We start from the raw sequence: 18,790 nt of genomic DNA on the forward strand, positions 1-18,790 counted from the left end.
GCACCTTCGACGCCGGATAGCCGAGCAGGACCTCGGCCGCACCAGCCCAGTGGACGATGCGACCCAAGGCGTCCACCCGCACTCCGGCCACCAGCAACTCATCCGGCCGCAAACCACCCGGACGTACCTCCGCGGCGTCGGCCGCCTGCACCTGGCCAAGCAGGGCGAGATCTATGGCCTGACCACGTCCGCCGGCCGCATCGACCGAGCGACAGCGGACTCCACGAGCATCACGGCGACAGTCTCACTCCCCGGCCACGTCGAACTGGTCGACCGCAGCACCGACGGTTGAACTCGGCCATGGCAAGGCAACGAAGTTCACTCTGCCCGGGTAACTGCTCAACGCAGGCTGATGAGCGGCAGCGTGGGTGAGCCCGCGCTTGGCTGGCCGAGGAGGGCTACTTTCCGAGTCTTCCTGCGCCGCGGCGGACGGTGGAATCCTGACCCGTCCACCGCGTCGTGACGAGACCGAGGCGTTCTCTACCTACTTAAGTTCCGCCACGGCTTGCCGAGCCTGGTCGCGAGGAAGGACAGCTCCGCCACTTGCCCACCATATTGGCGCGCGTCGTCAAGTGTGAGCGGACAGGTGGCACAAGCTGGACCGGGCGGCATCCCGTGCTCGGTCGCTCGTCGCTGACCAGTGGAAACACGACGCGGCGGCACCGCCCGGCAGCTGTCGTCGCGATCTTGCAGGCGCTCGTAGTGCGCAGGTCTCAGCTCCGTCGAACCAATCTGGACCGAACCTCATTCGGGACGAAGAGGCCATCGGTTCAGCTTCTGTCGGTTTGCGAGGGAGCCTGGACCCTCGTCGACTCGCTGGTGTGCCTCGAAGCGTCGCCGTCATTGAGAGCGGCACTGGTCCCGGCGGGTTGGCAAGCCTCTCCCGTCGGGGGCTTGTCACCTGCCCACTCCGTGGAGCAGATCCTGGCGAAATCCGACACCCATTCCAGGTTCCGCTTCGGCAACTGGGCCGCGAGGTTGTCCAGCCACTCCTGCTCGGTCATAACCGTGCCCCCTTAGGTCTCTCGTGTACATCCTCCGCCACTTTCTTAGGAGCGCGAGCCCAACCACCGGCTTCCTGCGCGCCCTGCACGCCCTCGCGCGCGCCGCCCGGGCGATCGGCGAGCAGGAGGAGTACGAGCGCTGCACGCAGTTCCTGAAGGACTCCTCGGAGACGGCCGCGCAGACGCTGGGCTGACCCGTACGGATGTGAGGCCCGCCCCCGCGACCGGGCGGGCCTTGCGATCTGCGCGCGTGATGCGCAGGATGCGGTTGGGGACCGGGGCCCCCGTGCCGGCATCGGCAGGGGCGGACCGCTACCCGGAGTACTGCAGGAGACAGCGATGTCCCAACCGGCTCACCCGACCCCTCAGCCCGCTGAGGCCTCTGAGCCCGAGACCCCGCATCTCGACTTCGCCGGCACGACGCCGTACGAGGACTACGTCAGGGCGGACGTGCTCACCCACCTCCAGCACACCCTCTCCGACGACCCCGGAGAGATGGTCTTCCTGGTCACCACCCAGGTGATGGAGCTGTGGTTCACCGTCATCGTCCACGAGTGGGAGACCGCGGCCCGCGCCCTGCGCTCGGACGACGTACCGACGGCGGTCGCCGCGCTGAAGAGGTCCGTACGGGAGCTGCAGGCGCTGAACGCCTCCTGGAAGCCGCTCGCCGGGCTCACTCCGGCCCAGTTCAACAGCTACCGCGGCGCCCTCGGCGAGGGTTCCGGATTCCAGTCCGCGATGTACCGCCGCATGGAGTTCCTGCTCGGCGACAAGTCCGCCTCGATGCTCGTCCCGCACCGCGGCGCCCCCCGCGTCCACGCGGAACTGGAGAAGGCGCTGCACGAGCCGAGCCTGTACGACGAGGTGCTGCGGCTGCTCGCCCGCCGCGGGCACGCGGTCCCGGACGCCGTGCTCGGCAGGGACGTGACGCTGCGCTACGAGCCCAGCGAGGAGGTCGAGGCCGTCTGGACGGCCCTCTACTCCGGTGACCAGGACGACGAACTCGCCCGGCTCGGTGAGGCGTTGACCGACGTCGCCGAACTGGTGTGGCGCTGGCGCAACGACCACCTCGTGGCCACCCGCCGTGCGATGGGCGCCAAGTCCGGCACGGGCGGCTCCGCCGGGGTGGCCTGGCTGGAGAAGCGGGCCCGGAAGAACGTCTTCCCCGAGCTGTGGACGGCGAGGTCCCATGTCTGAGCTGACGATCAGGGCCGAGAAGCTGGACGCCGCCGACGAACTCGCCGGGCTGCGCGACCGGTTCGTCCTCGACGACGGCGTCTACCTGGACGGCAACTCGCTGGGCGCGCTCCCGGCGAACGTCCCGGACCGCATCAACGACGTCGTACGCCGCCAGTGGGGCGAGCTGCGCATCCGTTCCTGGACGGAGGGCGGCTGGTGGACCGCGCCCGAGCGGGTCGGCGACCGGATCGCCCCGCTGGTCGGGGCCGCGCCGGGACAGATCGTGGTGGGCGACTCGACCAGCGTGAACGTGTTCAAGGCGCTGGTGGCGGCGGTCCGGATGGCCCGGGAGGCCGGTGGCGGCGAGCGGGACGAGATCCTGGTCGACGCGACGACGTTCCCCACGGACGGGTACATTGCGCAGTCGGCGGCTCGGATGACGGGCTGCGCGCTGCGCCCGGTGACGCCCGCCGAGGTGCCCGGTGCGCTGAGCGGACGCACCGCCGCGGCCCTGCTGAACCACGTCGACTACCGCACCGGCCGACTGCACGACCTGCCGTCCCTGACCGCCGCTGTGCACGCGGCGGGCGCGTACGCCGTCTGGGACCTGTGCCACAGCGCGGGCGCCCTGCCGGTGGGGCTGGACGAGCACGGGGTGCGCCTGGCGGTCGGGTGCACCTACAAGTACCTGAACGGCGGCCCGGGTTCACCGGCCTTCCTGTATGTCCGCGGCGATGTGCAGGACCGCTTCGACACCCCGCTGCCCGGCTGGAACTCGCACGCCGAGCCCTTCGGCATGCGGCCCGGCTACGAACCGGCCCAGGGCGCGCTGCGGGGCCGGGTCGGCACCCCCGACATCCTCTCCCTGCTCGCCCTGGAGGCGGCGCTGGAGGTCTGGGACGGGGTGACGGTCGAGGCCGTACGAGCCAAGTCCCTCGCGCTGACGGACTTCTTCCTGGAGTGCGTCGCCGCGTACGTCCCCGCCGGACGCGTGGAGGTGCTGACCCCGTCGGCCCACGAGCAGCGCGGCAGCCAGGTGGCGCTGCGCTGCCCGGACGCCGGGGACGTGATGCGGCGGCTAATCGGACGCGGGGTGGTCGGTGACTTCCGGCACCCCGACGTCCTGCGCTTCGGCTTCACCCCGCTCTACGTCGGGTTCGCGGACGTGGAACGGGCGGCGCGGGCGCTGGCGGAGGAACTGGCCGGCTGACGCACTCCGGTACGGCCGCACCGGAATGAGGGTTCCTGCCGCACGGTCCCGGACCGTGCGGCAGAACCGTTTGACCTCACCCAGCGTGACATCCCCATGTCGGCGCACGTCACCCGCCTGATACCGTCCCGGCCAACGGCCGGTTGATTTCTTTCCCGGACCCCCAAAACCGTTTCACCGCTGAGAGGTTGGAGCATGCCGGAAGCCGACGCCCCCCTCCCCCGAGCGCTCGGGTCCGAGCGAACGGGCGGAAACCCCACCGCCGCGGAACCGGGGAACACCGGCGGCCGTGACGCGGCCGCGCGCGCCGCAGCGGAGGAGGAGTCGGTCTTCTCGCACGCGCCCGTCGCACCCGACAGTACGGCCGCCTACGGCGACCACCCCGACCAGGTCGTCGACTTCTACCGCCCGCGCGGCGCGGCGGACTTCCCGGGGCCCTCCCCGCTCGTGGCGGTGCTGCACGGCGGCGCCTGGCGGGCCCCCTACGACCGCCGCCACATCACCCCGTTCGCGGACTTCCTCGCCCGCCGGGGCTTCGCCGTGGCCTGCGTCGAGTACCGGCGCGGCAGCGCCACCCCGGCGGGACCGGGCGAGGACCCGGTCGCGGGCCGCTGGCCGGACACCTTCGACGACGTGGCGGCGGCGCTCGACGCGCTGCCCGCGCTGGCCCGTGAGGCGCTCCCGCAGGCCGACATACGCCGCACGGTGGTCACCGGCCACTCGGCCGGCGGTCACCTGGCCCTGTGGGCGGCGGCCCGGCACGTCCTGCCCGCGGACGCGCCCTGGCGCACGGACCGCCCCGCGCCGCTGCGGGGCGTGGTCGCGCTCGCCCCCATCGCCGACTTCGCGGTCGCCGAGAAGCTGGACGTGTGCGGTGGGGCGGCCCGTCAACTGCTGGGCGGTGAAGAGGGGTTCGTCGAGCGGCAGCCCTACGCCGACCCGGCCCTGCTGCTGCCGACCGGCATCGCCACGACCGTCGTCCAGGGCCGCGAGGACGTGGTCGTACCGCAGGTGGTCGCGGAGTCCTACACCGAGGCCGCGGCGAAGGCGGGCGAGGTGGTGGGCCTGACCCTCCTGGAGGAGGTCGGCCACTTCCCGCTGATCGACCCGGCGGCCGACGCGTGCGCGGTGGTGGCGGAGGAGATCGCCCAGCTCGCGTGGTGACGCGGACCGGGCCACCCGGCGCGGGTCGTACCCGTAGTACCTGAGAGCTACGGCCGCGAACACCTCCCTGGCATGACGCGAGCTACGACTCCGGCTCCGTAATTTCCCTTCCAGCCCGGCCCACCGGCCGGACAAGGCCGGAGGGGATGAGCCGTGGGGCGCGAGCGGGAGAGACGGGACACGGCGGCGGGCCGCGGCGGGGTTACGAGCCTCGGTGCGGCCCCGCGGCTTGGCGGGGCCGCGAGGCTGCGTGCGGCCGCGAGGCTGGGCGGGGGCTCGGAGAGCGGGCTGCCGGACACCGCTCCGGGCGCGCGACCGAACGCTGAGTCCGGAGCGACCCCGAGCGCCGGCCCGGCTGCGTGCTCGAACGCCGGCCTGGAGGCCGGTCCGAGTGCCGGCCTGGGAGCAGGCCGGAGTGTCGGTCCGGGTCTGGGGCCGAGTGTCGGTCCGGGCGTGGGCCTGAGTGCCCGTCCGGGTGCCGGCCCGGGGCCGGGTCCGGGCGTGGGCCTGAGTGCCCGTCCGGGTGCCGGCCCGGGGCCGGGTCCGGGTGTGGGTCTGGGGGCCGGTCCGGGTGCCGAACCGGGAGACGGTCCGGGTGCCGGCCCGGGAAACGGCCCGAGCGCCGATCCGGGAGCGATACCCGGTGCCGGGACCTGGGCCGGCGGATGGCGTCGGGCTCTGCTCGCCCTTCTCGTCACCGGCGCCCTCGTGGTGCCTCTGTCGGCAGCCGCCCGGCCACACATTCCCGCGCCCGCCCCGGCGGCTCTCGCGCCCCTGACCAGGACCACCCTCGACGCGGCTTACGGGGCCAATCGCGCCGACGCCGCCCGCGCCGCCGACATGGCCGCGGCGCACGGCGACACGCACCGGGCGGCCGTGGACCGGGCGCTGGCGGCACCCTCCCGACATCTGCTCTCCTTCGACGGCCGCGGCTCCGGCCGCGTGGCGGAGGTGTTCGGCGACCTGGCGCACGCCGACCGCGCAGCGGTCCTCGTCCCGGGTTCCGACACCTCCCTGGACACCTACGACCGCTTCCGGAAGGGCGCGCTCGCCCTGTACCAGGAGCTCGGCCGCGAGGCCGCGGCCGGTGCACGCCCGGCGGTCGTCGCCTGGCTCGGCTACGAGACACCGGGCACGGTCAGCACCACGGTGCTCACCACGGGCCGCGCCGAGCAGGCGGCCCCCGGCCTCAGGGAACTGATACGCGACCTGCGTGCCGTGGCGGGGCGGGTGCCGCACATCACCCTGGTGTGCCACTCCTACGGTTCGGTGGTGTGCGGGCGCGCCGCGTCCGGCCTGGACGTGGACGACATCGCCCTCATCGGCAGCCCCGGCACCGGCGCGGACTCCGTGCCCGCGCTGCACACCCGGGCCCGCGTCTGGGCGGCCCGCGGCGACGGCGACTGGGTGGCGAACGTGCCGCACGTCCGCGCCGAACTCTTCGGCACGACCGTCGGCCTGGGCGCCGACCCCATGGACCCCGCCTTCGGCGCCCGCAGGTTCACGGCCGGAAGCGGCGGCCACAGCGCCTACTTCACCCCCGGCTCCCCGTCCCTCACGAACCTGGCCCGGATCGTCCTGGGCACCACGAACGAGGTGCAAGGTGACTGACCGCCTTCCCGCAGCACTCACCCGCGTACGAGCCTTCGCGCACCGCCTCCACGTCCGGACCCCGCCGCAGCGGGACCGGGCGGTGGACGCCCTGCGGGCCCTCGCCATCCTCGGCGTGGTCCTGGGGCACTGGCTGGTCACGGCCCTGGTCGCGGACACCCGCACCCAGCCCCGCCCCACCCTGCACACCGCGAGCCCCCTCCACTACATGCCCGCCCTGGTCCCGGTCTCCTGGGTGTTCCAGACCCTCGCCGTGTTCTTCCTCGTCGGCGGGCACGTCGCCACCCGCAGCCATCTCTCGGCCCGCGCCTGCGGCACCGGCTACCGGCAGTGGCTCCGCGCTCGCCTGTCCCGGCTGTTCGGGCCGGTCGCGGCCGTACTGGCCCTGTGGACGGTCACCGCCGTCGCCCTCCTCCTGACCGGTGTGGACCTCGACACGGTCCGCACCCTCGTGAAGCTGGCCCTGTCCCCCCTGTGGTTCCTCCTGGTCTTCGCCGTACTGACGGCGGCGACCCCGCTGCTCACCCGGATCAGTCCCCTGTGGCCCCTGGCCGTCGTCCTGCACGTGGACCTCCTCCGGTTCGGCCTCGGCGCCCCCTCCTGGCTCGGCTGGCTGAACCTGCCGGCCGGCTGGCTCGTGCCGTACACCCTGGGCGCGGCCTGGACCCGCGGCGAGCTCGACGGCCGCCGCGCGGGCTGGACCCTGCTGACCTGCGGCGCGACGGCGACCGCGGCCCTCGTCGCCTGGGCGGGCTACCCCGCGTCGATGGTCGGCGTCCCGGGGACCGCGGTCTCCAACCTCAACCCGCCGACACTGGCGGCCGTCACCTTCGGCCTGGCCCAGTGCGGACTGGCCCTGCTGCTGCGCGAGCGGCTGCGCCGCGCGATGTCCCGCCCGCTCGCCTGGGCGGCGGTGGTGCTGGTCAACCTCTCCGCGATGACGATCTTCCTCTGGCACCAGACGGCCCTGATGGCGACCACCGCCATGGGCCTCCTCGCCGGCCGTCTCCCGGGCCTGCACACGCTTCCCGACGGCCCCGGCTGGGTGGCGGCCCGGCTGGCCTGGCTCCCGGTCTTCGCCCTCGCCCTGGCCGTCTGCTGGGCCGCCTTCCGCACCTGTGAGCGGGGCGGTGACCGGCGCCGTTCCCGGGTCGTACGGACTCATCGCCCCGGGACGGCCCCCGCGCCAGACCCTAGAGTGGGCGCGTGATGCGATGGGAAAGCCGCGTCAGGCACGGACTGCGGGTGTTGCGCGACGACCTGTGGACCGCACGGCAGGACCCGCTGCCCCCGTCCGTCTGGCTGCGCTGGCTTCCGCACGGCATCGTGTGGCTGGCCGCGTTCGCGGTGCTGCTGGGCGCCTCGGGCCACCTCTGGAGCGGCGCGCGGCTGGCCTTCGGGTACGCCTTCCTCGTCGCGCTCGGACAGGCCGGTGCGATGGTGCTGGCCCTGTGGCGGCCCGTCCCGGCGTGGTGGCTGTCCATGGCGGCCATGCTGCTGGGGGCGGTGGCCCTGCACGGCCCGCTGGTCGCCGGTGATCTGCAGGGCTTCACCTGGCCCTGGACCACGTCCGGGATCATCGCCCACCTGTTCGTCCTGCTGCTGCTCGCCCTGCGCGTGCGCACCCGTGTCGCCGTGGAGGCGCTGGCCCTGACCGCCCTGCTCACCTACGTCCTCCAGGGCGTGTGGGGCGCCCCGCGCTACGAGCCCACCCGCTACGAGCCCACCGGTGTTCTCGCGCTGGCGCTGTTCGCGGTCGTGGTGGTGCTGGGCACCGCCCTGCACGGCCGCCGCGAGGCCCGTGCGCAACTGGTGCAGCAGACCACGCTCACCGCGGAGGAGCGGGCCCGCCGCACGCTTCTGGAGGAGCGCAGCCGCATCGCCCGTGAGCTGCACGACGTGGTCGCCCACCACATGTCGGTGATCTCGATCCAGGCGCAGGTGGCACCGCACCTCACACAGGACCCCTCGCCGGAGCTGAAGGAGAACCTCGACGGCATCCGGCAGAACGCGCTGGAGGCGCTCGGCGAACTGCGCCGGGTGCTCGGCGTGCTGCGTTCGGAGAACCCCGAGGACCCCTACGGCCTGGGCGACTCCGGCACCCGGGCCGCCCCGGACGCCCCGCAGCCCACCCTCGACCGTCTCGGCGCCCTCGTCGAGAACACCCGCGCCGCCGGTCTCACGGTCACCATGGACATCGAGGACTCGCGGCGTGAGCCACGGCCGTATCCGCCGGCCGTGGAGCTGTCGGCGTACCGCATCGTCCAGGAGGCCCTGAGCAACGCCCTGCGGCACGCCCCCGGGTCGACGGTCCGCGTGGAGGTCGGCCACGTGCCCGACGGCCTGTTCCTCAGCGTGGTCAACTCCCGGCCCCGGCGGCCCGTCCAGCCCTCCCCGGGCGCCGGGCACGGCCTGCTCGGCATGCGCGAGCGGGCGACCATGCTGGGCGGGCACGTCACGGCCGCCAGGACACTGCACGGCGGCTTCGCGGTCACGGCCTTCCTCCCCCACGACGGCATCGTGCCCGTGACCGGGATCGGCTCGCCCCGCCTGCCCGTCATCTACTCCGACCCGCCCGACAGCCCCGTCGTCCACGTCGAACCCCCCGGCCCACCGTCCCCGACAGGAGAGGACACCCCATGACGAGCGGCAGCATCCGCGTCCTCATCGCCGACGACCAGCAGATGGTGCGTCAGGGGTTCACCGTGCTGCTCGACGCCCAGCCGGACATCGAGGTGGTGGGCCAGGCGGTGGACGGCCTCGACGCCGTCACCAAGGCCGCCGAGGTCTGCCCGGACGTCGTCCTGATGGACATCCGCATGCCCGAACTCGGCGGCATCGAGGCCACCCGCCGCATCACGACCGCCACCCCGGACATGAAGGTCCTGGTGCTCACCACCTTCGACCTGGACGAGTACGTGTACGAGGCGCTGCGCGCCGGCGCGTCCGGCTTCCTGCTCAAGGACGCCTCCGCGGACCAGCTCGCCGAGGCGGTCCGGGTCATCGCGGCCGGAGACGCGCTGCTGGCACCGGGGATCACCCGCCGGCTGATCGCGGAGTTCTCCCGGCTGAAGGACGCGCCGCGCGCCCCGCTGAAGTCCCGCGTGGGAGTGCTGACCGAACGCGAGACGGAAGTGCTCGCCCTGATCGCGCAGGGCCTGTCCAACGCGGAGATCGCCCGGCATCTCGTCGTCGCCGAGCAGACCGTGAAGACCCACGTGGGCCGCATCCTGGTGAAACTGGGCCTCAGGGACCGCACTCAGGCGGCGGTGTTCGCCTACGAGTCGGGACTGGTCCGCCCCTCCGGGTACTGATCGCGGGCAGCGGGGCGATACCCGTAGTACTTGAGGCGGACCGTGAAGGACCCCTCTCACAGGGGACGACCGCGACCACCGCCTGCGCCTACCGTTTTCAGCGTGACCGAGACGACGCAGACGCAAGCGACGCCGCCGGACGGCGCCTCCAGCCCGTACAAGCCGCGCAGCCCGGAGTACAAGTTCGCCGAGAGCGCTCTGCGCGGGCTGCGGCAGGGCCTGTTCCACGACGCCTTCGCCTACCGTCCGCTGCGGCCCGTGGGGGTGGACGGCCCGCTGATCAGGCGGCTGCCGGGCCGCCTGCGTCCCTACGCGGCCTGGAGGCGGCACGCCGTGGTGGTGGCGGCCGGCCTGCTGGCGCTGTTCGTCGGCTGGGCGGACAGGGCGGCCCCGGTAGCGGGTCTGCTGGCCCTCGCCCCGGTGCTGCTCACCCTGACCCGCCCGGTCGGAGCGTTCTGGGTCTCCCTGATGGCGGCCACGGTCTCGTCGTGGTTCGCCGGTCTCCAGTCGAACTGGCCTTGGCAGCCCGGCAATTACATCGCGCACCTGACAGTGCTCACGGTGGTGGCGATACGCACCCGGCCGCGCACGGCGGCATGGATGTGGGCGGCCACCGCTTTCTACGCCGTGATCGCCGACGCGTTGTTCGGCTACACCTACGGCAACAACTCGGCGCCGCTGCTGGTCCTCTCCGCGCTCATCCTTCTCGCCGTCACCGTCTGGCACATACGCAAGGACGCCGAGCAGGAGGTGACCGCCCAGCAGACGGTGACCGCGCACGAGCGCTCCCGCCGCACCCTGCTGGAGGAGCGCACCACGATCGCCCGCGAGCTGCACGACGTCGTGGCCCACCACATGTCCGTCGTCGCCATCCAGGCCGAGGCCGCCCCCTACCGGGTGGAGAACCCGCCGCCGGAGCTGGAGAAGGCCTTCGCCACGATCCGGGAGAACGCGGTGGCGGCCCTCACCGAGCTGCGCCGCGTCCTCGGTGTCGTCCGCGCGGAGGACTACGAGGCCCCCGAGGCCCCGCAGCCCACCCTCGCCGATCTCGGCACCCTGCTGGCGAACGTGCGGGAGGCCGGCCTGGCGGTGGACAGGACCACGATGGGCGCGGTGCGCGAACTCCCTCAGGGAGTCGAGCTGTCGGCGTACCGGATCGTCCAGGAGGCACTGAGCAACACCCTGCGGCACGCGCCCGGCGCGAGCGCCCGCGTCGAGGTCGGCTACGTCCTCGGCGGGCTGGCCCTGCGCATAGTCAACAGCCCGCCGCCCAAGCCGTCCCTGCTCAAGCCCTCGCCGGGATCCGGGCACGGCATCACGGGCATGCGGGAGCGGGTGTCGATGCTCGGCGGCGAGATGACGGCGGGCCCGGCCGACGACGGCGGATACGAGGTGGCGGTGTTCCTGCCGGTCGCCACGGTGGCCGGGCCTGCGGACGACGACGAGGCCGGCGCATGAGGACGGGCACGATCCGGGTGCTGGTCGCGGACGACCAGATGATGGTGCGCGAGGGCTTCTCGGTCCTGCTGAACGCGATGCCGGACATCGAGGTCGTCGGCGAGGCCGTCAACGGCCGCGACGCGGTGGAGCGGGTACGCGAACTGGCCCCGGACGTCGTCCTGATGGACATCCGCATGCCGGAGCTGAACGGCATCGAGGCGACCCGGGAGATAGTCGCCGCGGACGGTACGGCGAAGGTGCTGGTGCTGACCACGTTCGACCTGGACGAGTACGTGTACCAGGCACTGCGGGCCGGGGCCTCCGGGTTCCTGCTCAAGGACGCCTCGGCGCGGCAGCTCGCCGACGGGGTGCGGGTGGTCGCGGCCGGCGAGGCGCTGCTCGCCCCCTCGGTCACCAGGCGGCTGATCACGGAGTTCTCGAAGCTGACCGAGCCCCCGCGGCTGGCGGCCACCGCGCGGGCGGCGTACGGGGAGCTCACCGAGCGGGAGACGGAGGTGCTGGTGCAGATCGCACAGGGCCTGTCCAACGCGGAGATAGCGGAGCGGCTGGTGGTCGCCGAGTCGACGGTCAAGACCCATGTGAGCCGCGTCCTGGTCAAGCTGGGCCTGCGGGACCGCACCCAGGCGGCGGTGTTCGCCTACGAGGCGAGACTGGTCACACCCGGGTGAGCCGCCCCGGGCCGGGAGCGCGCCGCGCAGGGGCCTGCGATCGACACCCCTGGTCGGATCGGGGGTGGCCGGGCTAACGTCCGGGCATGTCTGGTCTTTCCGGTCCTTCCGGCCTCGCCTTCGACCCGTGGGACCCGGCGTTCCTCGCCGACCCCTATCCGGCCTACGCCGAGCTGCGCGCGCGGGGCCGCGTGCTCCACTACGAGCCCACCGACCAGTGGCTGGTTCCGCACCACGCGGACGTCTCGGCGCTGCTGCGGGACCGGCGGCTGGGCCGGACCTACCAGCACCGCTTCACGCACGAGGACTTCGGCCGTACGCCGCCCCCGCCGGAGCACGAGCCGTTCCATGTCCTCAACGACCACGGGATGCTCGACCTGGAGCCTCCGGACCACACCCGGATCCGGCGCCTGGTGTCGAAGGCGTTCACGCCGCGCACGGTGGAGCGGCTCAAGCCGTATGTGCACGACCTGGCGGGCGAGCTGGTGGCCGCACTGGTGGAGGCGGGCGGCGGCGACCTGCTGAGCGACGTGGCCGAACCGCTGCCGGTGGCCGTGATCGCCGAGATGCTGGGCATCCCCGAGTCCGACCGGGCGCAGCTGCGGCCGTGGTCGGCGGACATCTGCGGGATGTACGAGCTGAACCCGTCCGAGGGCACGGCGGCGAAGGCGGTACGGGCGTCGGTCGAGTTCTCCGACTACCTGCGGGAGCTGATCGCCGAGCGCCGCAAGGAGCCGGGCGAGGACCTCGTCTCGGGGCTGATCGCCGCGCACGACGAGGGCGACCGGCTGACCGAGCAGGAGATGATCTCCACGGCCGTGCTGCTCCTCAACGCCGGTCACGAGGCGACCGTGAACGCCACGGTCAACGGCTGGTGGGCGCTGTTCCGCAACCCGGAGCAGCTGGCGGCCCTGCGGGCGGACCCCTCCCTGATCCCGACCGCGGTCGAGGAGCTGATGCGCTACGACACGCCGCTCCAGCTCTTCGAGCGCTGGGTGCTGGACGACATCGAGATGGCGGGCACCACGATCCCGAGGGGAGCGGAGATCGCCATGCTCTTCGGCTCGGCCAACCACGACCCGGCCGTCTTCACCGACCCCGGGCACCTGGACCTCACCCGCCGGGACAACCCCCACATCTCCTTCAGCGCCGGCATCCACTACTGCATCGGCGCCCCCCTGGCCCGCATCGAACTGGCCGCCTCCATGGCGGCCCTCCTGGACCGGGCCCCCACGCTCACCCCGACCACCGAGCCACGGCGCAAGCCCAACTTCGTGATCCGCGGACTGGAGGGGCTGAGTGTGACGGTGGGCTGACGCCCGCGTCCGGTTCACCTGTTCGGCTGATCTCCGTACCAGTACGTCCTGTCTTGATCGAGGACTCGCCACCCGCGGATCGGCTACCACACCGTCCGCGTCGCAGAACTCGGCGAAAGGACGACCCTCCCCGGAGCCCTCGGATTCGAACTCGACACCGAGGACCTCAAGGGGTACGTCGGCTGAGCCGGAGGCTCAGCCGCTGATGTCCCGCCTGCGCAGACCCGCCAGCCCTCCGGTCACCAGGAGCACCGCGAGCGCGAGCAGGACGCCGACCGGCCCCCACTCCATCCCGCCGCCCGGCAGCTTGGGGAGGTGACCGAAGGGGGAGAGGTCCAGCACGAGCTGGGGGACGTTCAGGGCGGGACCGATCCAGCCGATCAGCAGGACCGCTCCGGCCACGGCCCACGCGGCCACGGCACCCCGCGGCAGGACACCGTAGAGCAGGACGGCGATGCCGCCGATCACCCACACCCCGGCCACCTGCACGAGGCACGCGCCGAGCACCGGACCGGCCTGCTTGCCGTGGCCGACCGCGATGCCCGCTCCGGCCAGGAGCATGAGCACGGCGGAGCCGCCGAAGGCGATCAGCAGATGCCCCGCGGCCCAGCGCAGTCGGCCCACCGCGCCCGCCAGCACCGGTTCGGCGCGGCCGGAGGTCTCCTCGCCGTTCAGGCGCAGCACGGACGCCACGACGTAGAGCGCCGCGACCAGGCCCAGCATCCCGGCCATCGCGGCGAGGAACGCGTCCGTCATGCCGGACTGCCCGCCCATCCGCTGGAAGATCTCCCGCGCCTTGGCGTTGTCGCCGACGAGCTGGGCTGCGCCGTCCGCCATCCCGCCGTAGACGACTCCGGCGACGAAGAAGCCGGCGCTCCAGCCGAGCACGCTGCCGCGTTGCAGCCGCCAGGCCAGCGCGCCCGCCGTGGCGAGGCGCCCCCGGGCCGGTCCCGGCCTGGTGGGCAGGAAGCTCATGCCGAGGTCCCGGCGGCCGGCGAGCTCGTAGGCGATGCCCGCCTGGAGGGCGGTCGCCGCGGCGAACAGCAGCAGCACCCACCAGCGTTCGGCGGCGAAGGCGCGCAGGTACTCCAGCCAGCCGAGCGGGGAAAGCCAGGTCAGCAGGGACGAACCTCCCCCAGTGCCGAACGCGTGGGCGGTGCCCCCATCGGTTCCCGAGTCGCCCGCGGCCCGCAGTACGAAGGCGGCGCCCAGGACGGCGGACGTCAGGCCCCGGGCCAGCCGGGCGCTCTCCGTGAGCTGGGCGACGATCGCCGCCATCGTGGCGAAGACCATGCCCACGCCCGCCACCCCGAGCCCGAGGGCGAGGGCGCCGGCGGCGCCCCGTCCGGCGAGACCGGCCGTGATCAGCAGGGCCAGGGCCGCGTTCGCGACCGCCGCGGCCAGCAGCGCCGCCGTCAGTGGTGCCCGGCGGCCCACCATCCCGGACGACACCAGTTCCTGCCGTCCGCTCTCCTCCTCGTCCCGGGTGTGCCGGACGACGACGAGCAGGCTCATGACGGCGGCGAGGGCGCCGGCGTACACCCCCACCCGCCAGGCCGTCAGCGCGCCCAGCGAGTCGCCGAACACCGGGCCGACCATGGCGCGCAGGGAGGCGTTCGTCGCCATCTGGCGCACCAACTCGGCGCGTTCGGCCGGGGTGGCGTAGAGGCCCTTGAGCGTGCCCGGCATGGACAGGACCATCAGCGCGTTGACCGAGACCCAGACCGGGATCATCACGCGGTCGCGGCGCAGGGCGAACCGCAGCAGGGTGCCGGTGCCGGCCAGGTTGCGGGAGCGTCCGGCGGGCAAGGCGGCGGGCGTGGAGACGGCGGCGGTCATCGCGTCACCTCCGCGGCTTCCGCGCCGGTCCCGGAGTCCGCCCCGGCCTCGGTCTCGGCCCCGGTTTCGTCCTGGTAGTGCCGCAGGAACAGTTCCTCCAGCGTCGGCGGGGTGGAGGTCAGCGACCGCACCCCCGACTCGCTCAGCGAGCGCAGCACCTCGTTCAGCTTGTCGGTGTCCACCTGGAGGCGGACCCGGCGGCCCTGTACGTCGAGGTCGTGCACGCCGGGCAGCAGGGAGAGCCCGCTCGGCGGCCCGGCCAGTTCGGCGGTGACGCTGGTGCGGGTGAGGTGGCGCAGGTCGGCGAGGGAGCCGCTCTCCACCGTGCGGCCGTTGCGGATGATGCTGACCCGGTCGCACAGCTCCTCGACCTCGCTGAGGATGTGGGAGGAGAGCAGGACGGTGCGGCCCCGGTCGCGCTCCTCGGCCACGCAGCGCTGGAAGACCTCCTCCATCAGCGGGTCGAGGCCCGAGGTCGGCTCGTCCAGGATCAGCAGGTCGACGTCGGAGGCGAAGGCGGCGACCAGGGCGACCTTCTGCCGGTTGCCCTTGGAGTACGTCCGCCCCTTCTTGGTCGGGTCCAGCTCGAACCGTTCGACCAGCTCGTCCCGGCGCCGCCGGTCGAGGCCTCCGCGCAGCCTGCCGTACAGGTCGATGACCTCTCCCCCGGAGAGGTTGCGCCACAGGGTCACGTCGCCGGGCACGTAGGCGATCCGGCGGTGCACCTCGACCGCGTCCGCCCAGGGGTCGCGGCCCAGCACCCGCGTGGCGCCCGAGTCGGCGCGCAGCAGGCCGAGCAGGACCCGGATGGTGGTGGACTTGCCGGCGCCGTTGGGGCCGAGGAAGCCGTGCACCTCGCCGGCGGCGACGTTCAGGTCGAGGCCGTCCAGTGCCCGCGTGCCGCCGAACGACTTGCACAGGCCGGACACCTCGATGGCGGAGTTTGCCTTGGTCATGCTTTGGAACGTACGCGAACTTCACAAATTTGTGAAGTTAAGGAAGCGTATAAACGCAAGGTTAGACTCGAAGGTGGTGTCCGAACAGGAGAGCAGGGGAGAGGTCCGGATGACGGAACGGGAAGCGGCGGTGGAGCGGGACCCCGAGGTGGTGTCGCAGTTCGTCGAGCACTTCGCGGCCCAGCTCGTCGAGGCGGGCGTGCCGCGCATGCCGGCCCGGGTCTTCGGCGCGCTGCTCGCCTCCGACGCCGGCGCCCTGACCTCCGCCGAACTCGGCGCCCAGTTGAAGATCAGCCCCGCGGCCGTCTCCGGCGCGGTGCGCTACCTCGCCCAGGTGCACCTGGTCTCCCGCGAGCGGGAGCCCGGCTCGCGGCGGGAGCGCTACCGGGTCCGCAGCGACCAGTGGTACGAGGCGCTCACCAGCCGTGACGCGCTCATCAAGCGCTGGGAGGAAGCCCTGCGGGACGGCGTGGCCAGCCTCGGGGCCGAGACCCCGGCGGGCCGCCGGCTGGCCGAGACGCTGGCCTTCTTCGAGTTCATCGAGCAGGACGTCGCCGGAATGATGGAGCGCTGGCGCCGCTACCAGGAGGAGAACTCCCGCGGATGACCCGACCGGCCGCCGGCCCGCCCGCCGGCGGCGTCACCGCGGCACCGGCAGCGTCAGGCCCCACGCCCCCTCCACGGCCCGCCACGTCCGCGTCCGTACCGGTCCCGACACCACCGTGTCCGCCCGGTAGCGGAAGCCGGCTCCCGAGACGGTCACCGTGCGACCGTGGGCCAGCAGCGGCGAGGCCTCCGCGCCCACCGACAGCCGCCGTACCTCCACCTCGGCCTTCCCCGTGCCGCCGCCCGGCGTGACCGAGACCGCCTCCACCGGCTGCTCCAGGTCCACGACCGTCTCCCCGTCGACCTCCACCCGCAGCCGGGAGGGGCCGGGCCCGGCGACCACCGTGGTCCTCGGCGGGCGGGTCACCAGCGTCCGCACGAGGGACTGGCAGGTCCGCAGCCAGGGATGCCCCGCCTCCGGCGGGACCGCCGCGGACCCCGCCGGATCCGCCTGCTGCGAGGAGACCGGCGGGATGCGCAGCGTGCCCAGCACCACCCCGTCACTGTCGTCCACGAGCAGGTCCAGCCGCCGCTCGGCGCCCTCGAGGACCGCCCGCGCCGCCGCCACCGGCCCCGTCGGCACCCCCAGCGACCGGGTCAGCGACAGGGCGCCCCCGACCGGAACCACCGACAGGGCGCATCCGGCCAGCTCCCGCTGCCGGTGCAGCGCCGACACCGCCCGCAGCAGCGCCCGGTCGTCGCCGACCACCACCGGCCGCCGTGAGCCGCGCCGCGCCAGCGCGCGGGTGAACTCCTCCGGACCGTCCGGCAGGCACACCTTGGTGGCCGCACCCGCGCTGAGCACGTCTTTCGCGATCCGTACGGACTCACCGTCCGTCCTCCGGGCGACCGGGTCGATGACCACCAGCAGCTGATCGGACGTCGGATAAGTCGCCACCTCGGTCCTGCCTCGCTTCCTCGGGTAGCATCTTTGTGCAAGAGCCCCTTTGCGCTATTGCGCCAGGGGCTTCGTCTATTCCGGGGCATCCGGTCCGACGGTTGAGCGGCCGACGACGGTCGTGGTGCACGCGGCGGTGAACCCTCCGCGTACGCCCCTGACCCTGGACATGCCCCGCCCGGAAGGGGTGTACGCGCGTGCCCGCACTTGTGCTGCTCGGTGCTCAGTGGGGTGACGAGGGCAAGGGGAAGGCCACCGACCTGCTCGGTGGTTCGGTGGACTATGTAGTGCGATACCAAGGCGGAAACAACGCCGGCCACACCGTCGTCGTCGGTGATCAGAAGTATGCACTGCACCTCCTCCCTTCCGGAATCCTCTCGCCCGGTTGTACGCCGGTCATCGGCAACGGTGTGGTCGTCGACCCGTCGGTCCTGCTCTCCGAGCTGAGCGGTCTGAACGAGCGGGGCGTCGACACGTCCAAGTTGCTGATCAGCGGCAACGCCCATGTCATCACGCCGTACAACGTCACCGTCGACAAGGTGACGGAACGCTTCCTCGGCAAGCGGAAGATCGGCACCACGGGCCGGGGCATCGGCCCGACCTACGCGGACAAGATCAACCGCGTCGGCATCCGGGTGCAGGACCTGTACGACGAGTCGATCCTCACCCAGAAGGTGGAGGCGGCCCTCGACGCCAAGAACCAGATCCTCACCAAGCTGTACAACCGCCGCGCGATCGCCGTGGACCAGGTGGTCGAGGAGCTGCTGGGCTACGCCGACCAGATCAAGCCGTACGTCGCGGACACGGTCCTGGTCCTCAACCAGGCGCTGGACGAGGACAAGGTGGTCCTCTTCGAGGGCGGCCAGGGCACGCTGCTGGACATCGACCACGGCACGTACCCCTTCGTCACCTCCTCCAACCCGACCGCGGGCGGTGCCTGCACGGGCGCCGGCGTGGGCCCGACGAAGATCAGCCGCGTCATCGGCATCCTCAAGGCCTACACCACCCGCGTCGGCTCCGGCCCGTTCCCGACCGAGCTGTTCGACGAGGACGGCGAGGCGCTGCGCCGGATCGGCGGCGAGCGGGGTGTGACGACGGGCCGCGACCGCCGCTGCGGCTGGTTCGACGCGGTGATCGCCCGCTACGCGACCCGGGTCAACGGCCTGACCGACTTCTTCCTCACCAAGCTCGACGTCCTCACCGGCTGGGAGCAGATCCCGGTCTGCGTCGCCTACGAGATCGACGGCGAGCGCGTCGAGGAGCTCCCCTACTCCCAGACCGACTTCCACCACGCGAAGCCCGTCTACGAGTACCTCCCCGGCTGGCAGGAGGACATCACGAAGGCCAAGACCTTCGGCGACCTGCCGAAGAACGCCCAGGCCTACGTCAAGGCCCTTCAGGACATGTCCGGCGCCCCGATCTCCGCGATCGGCGTGGGCCCGGGCCGCGACGAGACGATCGAGATCAACTCGTTCATCTGACGCGTCCCCCTTCCGGGAGATGCGACGGGACGGCCGGCGCGGTGCATCCGCCCGGCCGTCCCGCGTCCGCGTCCGCCCCGGCC

General features: G+C 72.9%; 16 protein-coding genes and 1 pseudogene. 14 read left to right on the forward strand and 3 right to left on the reverse strand.

The genetic code is table 11. The features are described 5' to 3' along the window. The first annotated feature begins 49 nt into the window (after positions 1-49). From ACIOWN_RS20020 to ACIOWN_RS20075, 12 genes and pseudogenes are all read left to right on the forward strand, one after another. Positions 50-292 carry a hypothetical protein gene (locus ACIOWN_RS20020; RefSeq protein WP_362349951.1) on the forward strand — a complete coding sequence of 81 codons (243 nt, stop codon included), beginning with the start codon at positions 50-52 and terminating at the stop codon, positions 290-292. Between the two features lie 771 nt (positions 293-1,063). Further along, a pseudogene (locus ACIOWN_RS20025) lies at positions 1,064-1,198 on the forward strand (DUF3151 family protein); the annotation flags it as partial. Positions 1,199-1,343: 145 nt separating this feature from the next. After that, a complete protein-coding gene (locus ACIOWN_RS20030; protein ID WP_100568414.1) occupies positions 1,344-2,201 on the forward strand; it encodes a tryptophan 2,3-dioxygenase family protein in 858 nt (285 codons plus the stop codon). Continuing rightward, complete coding sequence (gene kynU / locus ACIOWN_RS20035; protein ID WP_362349953.1) at positions 2,194-3,393, forward strand: kynureninase; 1,200 nt, start codon at positions 2,194-2,196, stop codon at positions 3,391-3,393. The genes ACIOWN_RS20030 and kynU overlap by 8 nt, the downstream gene beginning before the upstream one ends. A gap of 195 nt (positions 3,394-3,588) precedes the next feature. Further along, positions 3,589-4,557: an alpha/beta hydrolase gene (locus tag ACIOWN_RS20040; RefSeq protein ID WP_362349954.1), complete on the forward strand. Its 969-nt coding sequence runs from the start codon at positions 3,589-3,591 to the stop codon at positions 4,555-4,557. Positions 4,558-5,268: 711 nt separating this feature from the next. Next, entirely contained in the window at positions 5,269-6,168 is a 900-nt protein-coding gene (locus tag ACIOWN_RS20045; RefSeq protein WP_362350343.1) for an alpha/beta hydrolase, read from the forward strand. Continuing rightward, on the forward strand, positions 6,161-7,378 hold the full coding sequence (locus ACIOWN_RS20050; protein WP_401982988.1) for an acyltransferase: 1,218 nt from the start codon (positions 6,161-6,163) through the stop codon (positions 7,376-7,378). Before ACIOWN_RS20045 ends, ACIOWN_RS20050 begins: the two co-directional genes overlap by 8 nt. Continuing rightward, positions 7,378-8,811, forward strand: a complete 1,434-nt coding sequence (locus ACIOWN_RS20055; protein WP_401983083.1) for a histidine kinase — start codon at positions 7,378-7,380, stop codon at positions 8,809-8,811. The genes ACIOWN_RS20050 and ACIOWN_RS20055 overlap by 1 nt, the downstream gene beginning before the upstream one ends. Further along, positions 8,808-9,482: a response regulator transcription factor gene (locus tag ACIOWN_RS20060; protein ID WP_362349955.1), complete on the forward strand. Its 675-nt coding sequence runs from the start codon at positions 8,808-8,810 to the stop codon at positions 9,480-9,482. The genes ACIOWN_RS20055 and ACIOWN_RS20060 overlap by 4 nt, the downstream gene beginning before the upstream one ends. 102 nt (positions 9,483-9,584) lie before the next feature. After that, positions 9,585-10,940: a histidine kinase gene (locus tag ACIOWN_RS20065; protein WP_362349957.1), complete on the forward strand. Its 1,356-nt coding sequence runs from the start codon at positions 9,585-9,587 to the stop codon at positions 10,938-10,940. Further along, positions 10,937-11,611 (forward strand): response regulator transcription factor, encoded by a 675-nt coding sequence (locus ACIOWN_RS20070; RefSeq protein ID WP_326803392.1) that lies wholly within the window; start codon positions 10,937-10,939, stop codon positions 11,609-11,611. The genes ACIOWN_RS20065 and ACIOWN_RS20070 overlap by 4 nt, the downstream gene beginning before the upstream one ends. An 86-nt stretch (positions 11,612-11,697) precedes the next feature. Next, entirely contained in the window at positions 11,698-12,927 is a 1,230-nt protein-coding gene (locus ACIOWN_RS20075) for a cytochrome P450 (protein ID WP_362349959.1), read from the forward strand. Between the two features lie 195 nt (positions 12,928-13,122). Here ACIOWN_RS20075 and ACIOWN_RS20080 read toward each other — a convergent pair whose 3' ends face one another. Both ACIOWN_RS20080 and ACIOWN_RS20085 read right to left on the reverse strand, forming a co-directional pair. Continuing rightward, complete coding sequence (locus tag ACIOWN_RS20080) at positions 13,123-14,766, reverse strand: ABC transporter permease (RefSeq protein ID WP_401982991.1); 1,644 nt, start codon at positions 14,764-14,766, stop codon at positions 13,123-13,125. Further along, entirely contained in the window at positions 14,763-15,722 is a 960-nt protein-coding gene (locus tag ACIOWN_RS20085) for an ABC transporter ATP-binding protein (protein ID WP_362349964.1), read from the reverse strand. The genes ACIOWN_RS20080 and ACIOWN_RS20085 overlap by 4 nt, the downstream gene beginning before the upstream one ends. 109 nt (positions 15,723-15,831) lie before the next feature. Here ACIOWN_RS20085 and ACIOWN_RS20090 point away from each other — a divergent pair, with 109 nt between their 5' ends. Further along, positions 15,832-16,329: a MarR family transcriptional regulator gene (locus ACIOWN_RS20090; RefSeq protein ID WP_362349967.1), complete on the forward strand. Its 498-nt coding sequence runs from the start codon at positions 15,832-15,834 to the stop codon at positions 16,327-16,329. Between the two features lie 33 nt (positions 16,330-16,362). Here ACIOWN_RS20090 and ACIOWN_RS20095 read toward each other — a convergent pair whose 3' ends face one another. Then, entirely contained in the window at positions 16,363-17,226 is an 864-nt protein-coding gene (locus ACIOWN_RS20095) for a diacylglycerol kinase family protein (protein ID WP_401982996.1), read from the reverse strand. 197 nt (positions 17,227-17,423) lie between these two features. Between ACIOWN_RS20095 and ACIOWN_RS20100 the strand changes: the two genes are divergently transcribed. Next, entirely contained in the window at positions 17,424-18,707 is a 1,284-nt protein-coding gene (locus ACIOWN_RS20100) for an adenylosuccinate synthase (protein ID WP_362349973.1), read from the forward strand. The last annotated feature ends 83 nt before the right edge of the window (positions 18,708-18,790 follow it).

Origin of the sequence: Streptomyces sp. NPDC087787 (assembly GCF_044743035.1) — a bacterium.
GTDB lineage: Bacteria > Actinomycetota > Actinomycetes > Streptomycetales > Streptomycetaceae > Streptomyces.